Raw genomic sequence first — 13,099 nt, 5'->3', positions numbered from 1 at the left:
CTTCAAGGACCACATTGCCGTCACCTTCCGTCACGGCACCTTTGTCATCGCCGCTGATCTGCGCGGCGTCATTGGTGCCCGTAATGGTGATTTCGACCGTGTGTGGCGTGCCGTCTTCAGACTGAACTGTGAAGGTCTCAACGCGAGTCTGACCTTCACCTAAGTATTCCACTTTGCTGTTGTCAACGTTGTACGTCCACTTACCGCCTTCGGTGATAGTCAGGCTGCCCAGTGGCGCACCTTCCGTTGGGTGATTCACCGCCGTCACGTCAGTTTTAAAGGTGTCGTTAGCGTTGTTACCATCCACATCGACAGACGTCAGCGTGCCCGTATCTTCAAGGATCTCGTTGCCATCACCTTCCGTCACGGCACCTTTATCGTCGCCGCTGATTTGCGCGGCGTCATTGGTGCCCGTAATGGTGATTTCTACTTGATGAGTTGTCCCATCAACTGAGGTGACGGTTAAAATACGGGTAACTGGCTCGCTGTCTGTATTTAAGGCCTGAACATCAGAATGAGTATTGTTGAGTTCATAACTCCAATGGCCATTAGCATCAACTGAAAAGCTGCCCCAATTGCCATCTTTCACGTTTGTCTGTGGCTGAAAAAATGCTTCACCAGGGTTGGAATCACTGATGGATAACTGGCCACTTGTTTGAAGAATAGTATCCTCTTTAACTACCCCAGAGTCATCCCCCGCAATTATCGCTTTAATCTGCGCAATATCGGTTTGCGAATAACGGAAAAGGTTAAACAACGTGGTACTTTGCTCTGAACTAAAGCCAGCTGTCTCAAAATAAGTGCTAGCAAGAACTTCAGCCCCTATTCTTTCAATAGTACCTGACTCTGTTAGGCTTGAACCGCCTGCACCGCCTGCTGCCGTCGCGAACTCTTCTCCCAACTCATTAGGATCAAGACCGTTTTCGAATGCTTCCAGTAACTGCGCAACTTGCTTAGCTGCTATCTGTTCAGACTGAAGGTGCCCAAGTTCATCTAGAACATAAATTTGCTCTGGTTGGATTTCATTTTCCAACGTCTCAACAATCACTTCACCCGGCAGTAGTTCATCCTTTGAATCTACGATTTTGATGCGACCATCTAAGCCAATAACGACATAGGTTTCTGCGGTTAATTTAAATTGTCCAACCAAGAGCGGTACCTCATTCAGCAACTACCAAAATTTCGAAAAATATGACCCACCACTCGGTAATGAGACTTATTTCCAAAATTCAATACATTCAGGTAACAAATGTATCATTAATAACCACTAATAAAACATGCAGACTTACACCTCCAAAATTGCATGTTTTATTTTATTCTCAGGTTATCAATCACTTATGCCAAAACAGCAAAAGTCACTAACAGTATGGTGGTTTTATGAACAATGAGTATCGCTAAAAAAGGGAGCTTATTTGCTCCCTAGTTTAAATCATCTAGAAACATCTTTGATTACATTCATGTCAAAAATAGTATTCCAGTGACACTTCAATAAAATCATCTTTACGAGCGAAATATAGCAAATCGTTTGGAGTTTCGTTCTCAAACAACCAGGCATCGAGAGTCCAAGATAAGTGATTGGTAAGTCGACTTGAAGCTTCCAACTTCGCGCTGTAGACATCACTGTTATCGAGATCTTGGGTGACGCCCAAAAGAATCTCAGTGCTGTCTTCGTCATTGAGCGCCAAACGCGTTCCTGCAAAGATGTCGTTTTGTCCAATGGATTGAGCATTATTGCCGCGGCTATCGTAGAGATACTCAGCAATCAAACCTAAATCCCAAACCGTATCAAACACGCCAACAATCGTGTATTCAAAGCCAGACACGAGCCCAGTATGGTGATCGAAACTGTCTCGGTAGATAGTTTCAAGTTTCCACAGCCAATCGCCCACAATGCCTTGTACATCGAGACCAACCTGTTTCGCCTGTGCATAGTATGGCTTCACTTCACCACCAGCCAAACGAAAATAGGGATCACGATTAGTACCTTGGAAATAGCTCAATCCTACATCCCAATCACCGTACATCTGGGAATATCTAAGCGCAAAATCGACATGCTTTTCTTCCCGTGAGGATTCATAGATAGCGTCTTTAGATACCGGCAACGTAGGACGTAAGCGGCCATCCTTACCCGAAAACGTGCGCTCTCTAAAGTAAGGTAAAACCATGGCGTCTATGGTTCCCCACTCTTTGATCGAGGTAAAATGAATCATAGGTTGGCCGAACTTATCTTCGCCATCAACCGCTTCAATAGCGTCGGTTTGATTAACAACATCAACTAAATGAGTAGATTCAGTCACTCCCCAAAATACCTTGCCAATGCCTACCCTGATTTCATAGTCATCCCAATAGTTTAGATAGAGAGCTTCACGAATATCACCATGCGTTCTTTCATCATCTAAGCTGTCTACACGATAAAAAGGTGTAAAGGTAAAATCGGCGTTCTCTCCCAACTGCCAGTAAAATTCAGGTTGCAGAACCAGAGAACTCTGACCTTTTCCCTGCCCCTGCTCACCGTCTGAGAAAAACTGCCTATGCTCTACATTAGCTTGTCCTGCGAACTCGAAAGCGTGACATTGTAACGAAAGCAAGGTCAACATGGCGCTGGCAGAAAGTCTGCCAGCTTTGCTTAATAGATCCTTCATATCGCCTCTTACTTCACACGCTTAAGAACATTCTTTTCAAAATCCTTTTCTCTCAATCCAGTTTGAAAATCGAGATTGCTCGTGGTCAGCGTGGTGCTTTTACCTGTTTGGTGATTCACCATTGCCATAGAATGTGCGCGCCAGTACTGACTGAGGTACTGTTTGTATGCGTCAAACTGCAAGGTTTTTAGCAGTGCGCCTTTGCGATCATAGAACTCAACCTTCAGCGGGCGATAATGCTCCTTATCCAACCAAACAAGTTGCTTGGTATAACCAGAGTTCTTATCTGTTGGGATCTGCTCAAGCAGATAAGTTGGTGTGCCATTGACCTCTTTATCGCCCAAATAGTTGAAGGTGTACTTCTCCAGTTCAAAAGAGCTTAAATCCTCATAGGCGAATTCGCTGCCCATAAAAGGCCCGGACTTATTGCGTGAAGAGATACGTTTAACACGCTTCAACGCAGGTAAATACAGCCATTGATCATCAGCCTCAATACTGTGTGAATGGTTAAGAAAAGCAGTCCCCTTCACATCTCGCGGCAAATCGAAGATAGTGAGACCTTTATCACCATCACCATCGATTTCGAACGACTTTAAGCGCATTTCACGAGTACTGCTTTCACCCTGAGCGTTCTTTAGAATCATCTTCATTGTGGCAACCGAGTCACCCCAACCTTCATCGCGAGCTTTACGTTCAGTAGCAATTTCTAACCCACGCTCTGGTGAAGCCACGACTTGGCTAGCAAACACAACCATGGCTGAAAGGGCGACTGCCTTGATCATTGATTTTGTTTGAGTATTCATAATGAAATCCTTTTAGCTTTGGGTTTGTGTGATTGGGGTGGAACGAGTTTGTTCTGGTTTATTTTCTGTTTCTTCAACGTAGCTAGCGGTATCAAAACGCATCAGCAACGCAGGTAAGAAGATAAAGTCGACCACAAGGGCAATAAAGATCACCATGGCGCTCAGCTGACCCATATCGGCGTTAAGTCTAAAGCTCGACATTGCTAGAACAGAGAAACCAGCGACTAACACAACAGTGGTGATCCATAATGCGCGCCCGACAGTGTGGAAGGCATAGCGCACCGCTTGTTCAGCAGATTGCCCTTGTTTACGTGCACGTTGATATTTAGATAAGAAGTGAACCGAATCATCGACGACAATGCCTAGAGTCAGAGTTACGACAACCGATAATCCAAGGTTAATTTCACCTGATAGTAGCGCCCATAATCCAAATCCGATAATAGCTGGCGCCATGTTTGGCACAATACTGATCAATCCCAAGCGAGTTGAACGTAGAGCAAACACCATCAGCGCGGAAATCAAGATTAAAGTGATAGGTAGTGTCGACAGCATACTAGCCATATTCGTTTCACCGATATGGGCAAACATAAGTGACGGGCTAGACGCGACTACCTGATACTGAGGGGCGTAAGTGGCAAACCAGCTATAGATGCGTTCTTCCAGTTCCACAAGCTCGACACTGCCCAAGTTATCAACCGTCACAACCAGCTTGATAGACGACTTGTCGACGTTGATCTGGTTGTTGAGGTCTAAGCCGTAAGGCAATGACATCTCATAAAGTAGCAGGTACTGAGCGGCTAACTCTCTATCCAGTGGCAGCTTATAGTAGCTGTCGTCATCAGCATGCATGTTCTTATTAAGGCGCTTATAAACGTCTGACAAGGTAGCGACATGGTCAGTCTCAGGTTGCAAGCGCAGCCAATTGGTAAAGTCTCCCATTGTTTTTAGGAATGTAGGATCGGCAATACCTTGTGATTCGCCAGTTTTGACCGCAATACTGATGTTTGTCATTCCACTGATGCGCTCTTCCATAAAGTCAGCCGCTTGGCGGAAATCACTACGCGAATCGAAGTACTTAACGGACTCATCATTCACTTTATTCAGCGGTAGTAAACTTGCAGAAACGGCGATGACTAACGCAGAAATCGGCAATAGCGCCTTACGATAACGAACCACCTTGTCACCAAGCTTGTCCATGAAGTCTTGCGACGCGGCTGTTTTCTCATCGACAGCTTTGACTTTGATAGGCAGCAGTTTCAACATGGCTGGCAGCATAGTTACCGATAAGAAACAGGCAATCATGACTCCAAGCGCGGCCAAGTTGCCGAAATCGCGCAATACTGGTGAGTCAGACATGTTCATCATCAAGAAGCCAATAGCCGTCGTGACAGAGGTAATCACGATTGGCATAAAGTTGATGGCAACGCTTTGGTCTATCGCGTAAGGCTTGCTGTAACCTTTCTTAAGGTTTTGCCTCATGGTCGCTATTACATGCACACAGTCAGCAACCGCTAGCGTCATCACTAAGGTAGGTATATTTACAGTTGCGGTACTTAGGAACATTCCAGCCCAGCCAGAGATCCCCATAGTCGCAGCAACAGAACCTATGATGATGACTAACGTCGCCACCACACTTAAGAACGAACGCAGCATCAGAGTTAGAAACACAAGAATGACCAGTAGCATAGTGGGCACTAGCGTTGAACTGTCTTCTTGGGCAGAGGTCATAAAGGCGTGGTTCATAGCGATGATACCGGCTTTATGAAATTCTACTTGCGGATATTGAGATTGATATTTGGCGAGCAACTGATCGATGTGAGTTACGATTTCAATCACTTCCGCCGTTTCGTCAATTTCAGGCATTTGGACAGTGACGTTAACCACTGTGACATCGCCTTTTTGCGAAATCAGAGAGTCTTTGATAACCGGCTCTGACAGTGCAATACGCTTAACCTTTTCAATCCGCTCTGGTGTTAAAGGGTAATCTTCCAGTAGCAGATCTTCGACGATCAGATCATCTTCGTATGCTTCGGTGTGTTGATAATTTGCGATAGAATCGACGCGGCTTGAGTACGGGACTTGCCATGCATCTTGAGTAAGTTGTTGAACTAAAGTTAATGTCTCTGGTTCAAACACATTACCAGTCGCAGGGGCAATTACGATGGCAAGATTGTCTGACTTTGCAAATATCGTTTGAATCTCATCAAACGCCCTTAATTGAGCATTTTGCCCATCGAAGAAGATATTATAATCACCTCTAAAATAGAGATTTTTTCCTCCCATTGTTGAAACAGTGACTATCGCCAGCGTTATGAGTAACACCCACCAGCTAAAGCGAGTCGGCATGGTCAGCCAAGTAGAAGGCTGTTTTGAATTATTAAGTTGAGCAGTCATCACACTCTCCATTTGTGACGTTTCGTCAAAAGCGGTTAGTTAAAAACCAGCAAATGCTGGTACTTAAGTAACAACCCCTGAACCTGTTAATTAGATTCTGAGTATCAGTGCTTTATGTGACGATTCGTCAAAAATGGTGATTTTAAAAGCCCTTACGGGCTTTTATGATGAAATGCTTGTAGCCTATCGACCTACAGACTCTAGATAATCTATCTCTTGGGCGAACAACTCTTGCTCTACTCTGCGCCAAGTTTTTCGATAATCCCACTCTGTCGATAAAGGCTTCCAAGCCAAACCATCCAATAACATGTTGGCATTATTGAGTACGGTATAGGGATCTTGCAAACGATTGATACAATGGCTATTTGAAGCATTCTGTGTCAATGCATTTGAACCAAAGGCAATTGACCAGTTTGCAAATACGATAGCATCAGAGCCGATACCAGGAGAGAACTTCAAGTCTCCCTGCTCTACTCCATTAAGCACAAGTTGATCAGCATGTTCAATCACTTGTTCTTCGAGAGTATTTAGCTCTTTTACCCTTTCTGGGGAGGCTTTCTCAAGTACCCAAGGGCTCTTTGCCATAATCGCACACGTTGACAGTACTGGCTCCATACGAGCGTAAATACGATAACCAACGTGGAGCGCAATCACCTTTTCACGGGTGTTGCCTTCAAATTCACCAGCACGCGCAAACAAAACAGCCTCACTTTTCAGTGAATGTATGCACAGCGCCATAATCACGTCTTCTTTACTGCAAAAATGATTGTAAATCGTGCCTTTAGAATACGCACTCGCTGAAGTTAACTTGTCCATCGTCAAGTTACTCCACCCTTGCTCTTGAACAAGCGACTTGGCTAATAGAGTAAGTTCTACCTCTCTATCTGCAATCGCCTGCTGCTTTTTAGTCAAACCAAATGAGCAGCTGGAACCTTCTTTTTTATCACTCTTACTACAGCCAAAACCAAACATGATTATCTAATCCGTCTCAGTCGTTTACTCCCTAACCTTACTATTGTAACACGAATACCAATTACGTTATAAACACCATTAATGACGATCCGTCATTTTTGACACATCGTCATAATAGCGCATTTATTAATCATATCAAGAAAAAGTTAGGTAAAACATTTATGACAGTAATGAATTAATCCAAGTGCTACTATTGCTTGGTAAGCTAATTTCAAATGGATCTTGTATGAAAAACTTTTTAACGTTACTTGGCTTAGGGATATTCTCGACATCTAGTGTTTTCGCCAACAATTGGTACGCAGAACCTCTGGTGGCAGGCCTCAATGTACCTTGGGGACTTAGCTATCTCGGCGACAGTAAGGTGCTCGTAAGTGAAAAAAACGGCACCGTTGGTGTGCTAAACCTTGAAAACAACACCTACCAAGACATTGGTAAAGTTCCGGACGTACATGTATCTGGTCAGGGAGGGCTCCTTGATATAGCAGTCTCCCCTTTTGACCCCACTCAAATCTATATCACCTATTCAAAATCTGTTGGTAAAGCGATAGAAACAACGCTAGCGAGCGCAACCTACAACGAAGGTGAGCGACCAAGTTGGCAAGATTTGCTGGTCACCCAATCCGGTTCTGATGGTGGCCGTCACTTTGGAAGCCGGATCACTTTTGACTCACAGTATTTGTACTTCAGCATCGGCGATCGAGGCGAAAGAGACAACGGGCAAGACCTCACGACTCATGCAGGAAGCATTCTTCGTGTTCAAGTCAATGGTGAGGCTGCTCAAGACAACCCATTTATTGCAGAAGAAGGTAAGTTGGATGAAATATGGAGCTATGGCCATCGAAATCCGCAAGGACTGTTTTTTGATAGTAAGCAGAGAAGCCTATGGTCTATTGAGCATGGTCCACGGGGTGGCGACGAAGTGAACTTGATAGAGAAAGGTGCGAACTACGGTTGGCCTGTTACATCGCACGGTAAAGAATACTGGGGACCAATCGCAGTCGGAGAGTCAACTGAAAAAGAAGGTATCAGCTCTCCAAAGAAAGTATACATCCCCTCTATAGCACCTAGTTCTCTAATACTCTATCGTGGAGACAAACACCCTGGGTTATCTGGAAAACTGCTTGCTGGTGCGCTTAAACTCACTCATATCAATGTACTAACTATAGAAGGTAACCAAATCGTCGGTGAGCAGAGAATTCTAGAACACCTAGGTGAACGTATCCGCGATATCGAAGCATTACCCAATGGAGAAATTCTATTTAGTACTGATAGCGGGAAGATATATCGCTTAGCAAAAGAAGGCTAAGCAGAGTGAGCACACTCAGGTGCTCATTAACTTTTTACTCAGAACTACTCGCCCAAATGACTTTGTTACGGCCGCTTTGCTTACACTCGTATAGAGCTTTGTCTGCCATATTGAACATTGCTTCTTGTAGCTCCTGATGGGTATTGAATCTCTCATACAAATCTCGCTGCTGGGCAACGGCACCACCTACAGATGCCGTAACAATTCCAAAAGGTTGATTCCCTTCATGAACCAAGTCCAATCCTGCGATCTCGTGCCTCAAGCGCTCTGTGAAATTCGCGAGTTGACTCAAGTCAGGTCGAGCGCAGAAAATAACAAACTCTTCGCCTCCATAGCGGAATGCAAGATCGCTATCACGCGCCAATTGCTTGATCTTACTGCCGACTCTAGACAATGCGTTGTCACCTTCTGTATGGCCGTATATATCATTAAACGCTTTAAAATTATCGACATCGCAAACTATCAAACCCACATAATGGCCCTTAGCTAAATGGCGCTTAAGGAAAGGCACGGCGGTACGAGAATATTTATGACGTGAACCGAGCCCTGTAAGAGGGTCAGTATCCGATTTGGTGCGCAAGATGTTAAGTTGATTATCGAGTTTTATCAGCAAGCCTTGATAGGCTCTAGCGAGCTGGCCTATTTCATCACTTCGCTCTAGCTCTGTTAAATGGTTAAGATCGCTGTTCGCTTGTCCCAATCTCATATGTTCTGCAAGAGATTTAAGAGGTGACACTATCCAATGAGAAACCCAGCCAATCAGAATCAGAGAAATGGCGAGTGCGACGATAGCTTCCGCGATAATCTCTTCAAGTAACGAACGCTGTAGCTGAGTCAGTTCACTCGCGTCAAATACTGCCCAAATCTCACCACCGTTTTTATTGGTCAAAGGTAAGACCACATTAAGGGTACATAACTCCTCATCAAGGTAGTAGGAATCTGTTGTGACTTCCGGCTTACTCCAAGGTATGAATACATTGTTAGAGACGTAGAGGCTTTCGAGTAACGCTGCATGCTCGCGTTTAACTTTGTTCTCAATAAACACTAACTTTCTGTACTTGGTTAAGTTTTTAGTGCCATTAGCTTCAATCTGAGCTGTCAATGTATTAAGTTTTTTCTCATGCTCCGCTATTTCTTCCTGCTTTACATCTGCACGCCATAAATAATCAAAACGTTTAAAGTACCGTATTTGAACCTCTTGATTGGAGTAATCAGACTGTCCTGCAATCTCCAAGAACTCAAGATCGTCAAGAGAAGCCAGCATCTGTTTAGTGCTTGGCGTGGTGAGGTTTGCATAATTGATCCCAGCAACGGAACTCGATATGAAAGGAATATGTGGCGCTAAAGTGAGCTTTGCTATCGAAGCAGAATAATCAATGTGACGGTGCCACTCGCTTTGGTAACGCGCATAGCTAAAGCCAGCAACCAAAATAACGACCAACAACAGATGCGAGATAACCAACATCTGATTAATAGAAAATCTCGCAACAAGCTTAGGGATCATCTTAGTCAAGATTAGTGCTCACTATTTGCACTAATCAACGACCCATTAGAAAAAAACAGGTAGCAGATATCTTTAGCAAACGAAGCATATGAATAATGCGAAGTAGAACTACTCGACAATCCTAAACAGAAAGTATTGTCAACTAACCAGTTTGGTCTACCCATTCGAACTCATCCTACAACTCTTAGAGCAACTTCATATAATCGAACGTTTATTTTATTCGATTTATAAATAAATTCACACAATGAATGTTCAAAAATCAATCAGGACTTGAGAGTTGTAGCAGAGATAAGATGGGTAAAGTGTATATAGCAAAAAACCCTAGCATTTCTGCTAGGGTTTTAAACTTGGAGCGACACACGAGGTTCGAACTCGTGACCTCAACCTTGGCAAGGTTGCGCTCTACCAACTGAGCTAGTGTCGCATAAAGCTTAAGATTAGATGGTGCCCCGGGCCGGACTTGAACCGGCACAGCGCGAACGCCGAGGGATTTTAAATCCCTTGTGTCTACCAATTCCACCACCAGGGCACACAAATCTAAATTTGTGATGGAGACACCATCTGCGATATCGATATTAACGCATCGTTATCAAAATAATTTGGAGCGACACACGAGGTTCGAACTCGTGACCTCAACCTTGGCAAGGTTGCGCTCTACCAACTGAGCTAGTGTCGCAAATGGAGGCGCGTCCCGGAGTCGAACCGAGGTCCACGGATTTGCAATCCGCTGCATAGCCACTCTGCCAACGCGCCTCTGTGTCGCCAAGATGAAGAGTATTTAACTCGATTCCTCTTGGGTACGGAAAGCATTCTACCCATTCGAACTAACGAGTCAACACTAATTTTGATTTTTTAAATCGTTTGTCTATTAATCGTGCAAAACGACCCAAATTAGTGAGTTTGTTAGCAAATAATTGAGTAAATCCACTGAGTTAACTGAATTTACACAGATACCAGATACAAAAAAGCGGGCTATTGCCCGCTTTCGAAATCAGTGGTGTTCTTCATTGAGCAAATCATCTTTTGCTGCCATGAGATACTGCGCCATCGACCAGTAAGTCAGGAAGGTCGCAATGTACAATGCCGCATAACCAACCCAAATCATCCAATCATCGTACCGCCAAATAAGAACCCATAAAGCAAACATCTGACTGAGCGTTTTAACCTTGCCCACCCAAGAAACCGCCACACTCGCTCGTTTACCAATTTCCGCCATCCACTCACGTAATGCTGAAATGATGATTTCACGAGCGATCATTGTCACTGCCGGAATAGTGATCCAAATGCTGTGGTAATGCTCTGTAATTAAAATTAGCGCAGTCGCAACCAGTACTTTATCCGCTACAGGATCGATAAATGCACCAAAACGAGAGGTTTGGCCCAGTTTTCGAGCCAGCATGCCGTCTAACCAATCTGTAAACCCAGCAACCCAAAACACCATTGCGGCGGCAAAAGGAGACCAGCTATAAGGGAGGTAAAACACAACGACAAATACTGGTATCAAGAAAAGTCGCAACAAAGACAATATGTTCGGGATATTTAAACGCATATTTATTTAAGGCTCTTTTTGTTTGCGTATGGCTCTATTTGGTGCTTCAAACAGCGCCTTATGGTGCGGGATTTTTATTATTGTTTCAATGCTTGATATATGTTTTCTGCCAAAGAAACACTAATACCCGGCACTTTGGCGATTTCTTCTACACTTGCTCGTTTAAGTTCTTGCAAACCACCCATGTATTTAAGTAAGGCTTGGCGACGCTTTGGCCCGACGCCTTCAATGCCTTCTAAGACACTGGTTCTACGGGTTTTTCCGCGCTTAGCTCGGTGACCAGCAATCGCATGATTGTGGCTTTCATCCCGAATATGCTGCATAAGATGCAGAGCTGGGGCGTCGCTAGGTAGGTTAAACTCATCCCCTTCAACGGTAATCAAAGTTTCCAGTCCTGGTTTACGAGTCACGCCCTTTGCGATACCGATCAAATGTGGTCGCTTTGGCCAGTCTCCCCAATATTGAGAAATAATCTCATGCGCACGATTTAGCTGGCCTTTACCACCGTCGATAAATACGATATCTGGAATCTTTTCTACTTCGAGTTGCTTCGAGTAACGACGCTCTAGTGCTTGCCCCATCGCAGCGTAGTCATCTCCCCCCGTAATACCGGAAATATTATAACGACGATACTCTTGCTTAACGGGGCCCTCATGGTTGAACACCACGCACGATGCTATGGTACTCTCACCCATGGTATGGGAAATATCGAAACACTCCATACGTGTTATACTTTCCATTCCAAGCAACTCTCGCAACTCTTTAAAACGTTGAGAGATCGTCATCTTATGATTGATCTTGGTGGTGATTGCAGTGAGCGCGTTGGTGTTAGAAAGCTTCAAGTATCTGCCACGTGTACCAACCGGGTTAACATGAAAATGGACCTTACGTCCCGCAATACCTGAGAGCGCTTCAGCCAGCGAGTCAGAATCATCCATTAAGCCTGTGTTGAGTATAATTCGAGTCGGAATAGTCCTCGCCTCATTATGGCTTAAGTAGTATTGGCTTAAGAAACTATAAAAAACTTCTTGCTGAGTGGTGCTGTTTGGAATCTTAGGGAAATGGCTTCGGCTCCCCAAAACCTTACCTTGGCGAATCATTAAGATATGAATACAGGCAATCCCATTTTCTTGGGCAAAGCCGAGCACATCCATATCGTCCATAGAGTCTTCGGAAACAAATTGCTGCTCTTGCACGCGGCGTATTGCTTGGATTTGATCCCTGAATTTGGCTGCATCTTCAAAGCGCAATGATTGACTTGCCAGCTCCATTTTTTCAACTAATGAACTCAGGACTTGTTGATCTTTGCCCTGTAGAAACAAACGTACTAAATCGACTAGTTCTTCGTAATCTTGATCAGATATCACACTGCTAACACAAGGTGCTGCGCAGCGACCAATCTGATGCATCAAGCAAGGCCGCGTCCGATTGCTGTAGACAGTGTCTTCACATTGTCTGACTGGAAAAATCTTTTGCAACAGATGGAGCGTTTCTCTTACCGCACCAGAATCAGGGTAAGGGCCGAAGTACTCGCCTTTGCGTTTTTTAGCGCCACGGTGCATCGAAAGCCGAGGATGTTTGTGTCCACTCACAAAGATATAGGGGTAGGACTTATCATCCCGCAAAAGTACATTGTACTTAGGCAGGTACTGTTTGATGTAGTTATGCTCTAGGATCAGGGCTTCAGTCTCGGTGTGTGTAACCGTGACATCAATTTTGGCAATATTACTTACGAGGGCACGCGTTTTTTCGCTATCTACTTTGATTCTAAAATAGCTTGAAAGGCGCTTTTTGAGATCTTTGGCTTTACCAACATAGATAACCACAGCCTCGGCGTTATACATACGATAAACGCCAGGCTGATTGGTTACTGTTTTAAGGAAAGAAGCCGAGTCAAATTGGGTCATACCACTACCATGTACTGGATCT

At 44.4% G+C, this 13,099-nt stretch carries 9 protein-coding genes and 4 tRNA genes; 1 reads left to right on the top strand and 12 read right to left on the bottom strand.

Going from position 1 to position 13,099, the window contains the following annotated elements; all coding sequences use genetic code 11:
• The 5 genes from ZX61_RS23470 to ZX61_RS23450 form a co-directional block, all read right to left on the bottom strand.
• Window positions 1–1,150: VCBS domain-containing protein (locus tag ZX61_RS23470; protein ID WP_049846986.1), on the bottom strand; the 1,150-nt coding region annotated here is incomplete at its 3' end.
• 310 nt (window positions 1,151–1,460) lie between these two features.
• On the bottom strand, window positions 1,461–2,642 hold the full coding sequence (locus ZX61_RS23465; protein ID WP_049846985.1) for a hypothetical protein: 1,182 nt from the start codon (window positions 2,640–2,642) through the stop codon (window positions 1,461–1,463).
• An 8-nt stretch (window positions 2,643–2,650) separates the two neighbouring features.
• Window positions 2,651–3,397 (bottom strand): outer membrane lipoprotein-sorting protein, encoded by a 747-nt coding sequence (locus ZX61_RS23460; protein WP_408058703.1) that lies wholly within the window; start codon window positions 3,395–3,397, stop codon window positions 2,651–2,653.
• Window positions 3,398–3,457: 60 nt separating this feature from the next.
• Window positions 3,458–5,839, bottom strand: a complete 2,382-nt coding sequence (locus ZX61_RS23455; protein ID WP_049846983.1) for an efflux RND transporter permease subunit — start codon at window positions 5,837–5,839, stop codon at window positions 3,458–3,460.
• 183 nt (window positions 5,840–6,022) lie between these two features.
• Window positions 6,023–6,811 carry a TetR/AcrR family transcriptional regulator gene (locus ZX61_RS23450; RefSeq protein WP_049846982.1) on the bottom strand — a complete coding sequence of 263 codons (789 nt, stop codon included), beginning with the start codon at window positions 6,809–6,811 and terminating at the stop codon, window positions 6,023–6,025.
• 226 nt (window positions 6,812–7,037) lie between these two features.
• Here ZX61_RS23450 and ZX61_RS23445 point away from each other — a divergent pair, with 226 nt between their 5' ends.
• A complete protein-coding gene (locus ZX61_RS23445) occupies window positions 7,038–8,117 on the top strand; it encodes a PQQ-dependent sugar dehydrogenase (protein ID WP_049846981.1) in 1,080 nt (359 codons plus the stop codon).
• Window positions 8,118–8,151: 34 nt separating this feature from the next.
• On the opposite strand, the gene ZX61_RS23440 is transcribed toward ZX61_RS23445, so the two are convergent.
• The 7 genes from ZX61_RS23440 to uvrC form a co-directional block, all read right to left on the bottom strand.
• Window positions 8,152–9,621: a sensor domain-containing diguanylate cyclase gene (locus ZX61_RS23440; protein WP_049846980.1), complete on the bottom strand. Its 1,470-nt coding sequence runs from the start codon at window positions 9,619–9,621 to the stop codon at window positions 8,152–8,154.
• 348 nt (window positions 9,622–9,969) lie between these two features.
• Window positions 9,970–10,045 (bottom strand) — tRNA-Gly (locus ZX61_RS23435).
• A gap of 18 nt (window positions 10,046–10,063) precedes the next feature.
• Window positions 10,064–10,150: transfer RNA gene (locus ZX61_RS23430), tRNA-Leu, on the bottom strand.
• A gap of 71 nt (window positions 10,151–10,221) precedes the next feature.
• Window positions 10,222–10,297, bottom strand: a tRNA-Gly gene (locus tag ZX61_RS23425).
• 3 nt (window positions 10,298–10,300) lie between these two features.
• Window positions 10,301–10,374, bottom strand: a tRNA-Cys gene (locus ZX61_RS23420).
• A 238-nt stretch (window positions 10,375–10,612) separates the two neighbouring features.
• Entirely contained in the window at window positions 10,613–11,170 is a 558-nt protein-coding gene (gene pgsA / locus ZX61_RS23415; protein ID WP_049846979.1) for a CDP-diacylglycerol--glycerol-3-phosphate 3-phosphatidyltransferase, read from the bottom strand.
• A gap of 77 nt (window positions 11,171–11,247) precedes the next feature.
• Entirely contained in the window at window positions 11,248–13,077 is a 1,830-nt protein-coding gene (uvrC, locus tag ZX61_RS23410) for an excinuclease ABC subunit UvrC (protein WP_049846978.1), read from the bottom strand.
• Between the last annotated feature and the right edge of the window lie 22 nt (window positions 13,078–13,099).

The organism is Vibrio sp. VPAP30, from assembly GCF_001188205.1.
Lineage (GTDB): Bacteria > Pseudomonadota > Gammaproteobacteria > Enterobacterales > Vibrionaceae > Vibrio > Vibrio bivalvicida.
Note: the sequence above shows the minus strand (reverse complement) of the source record. Positions and strands in the feature narration are given on the sequence as shown.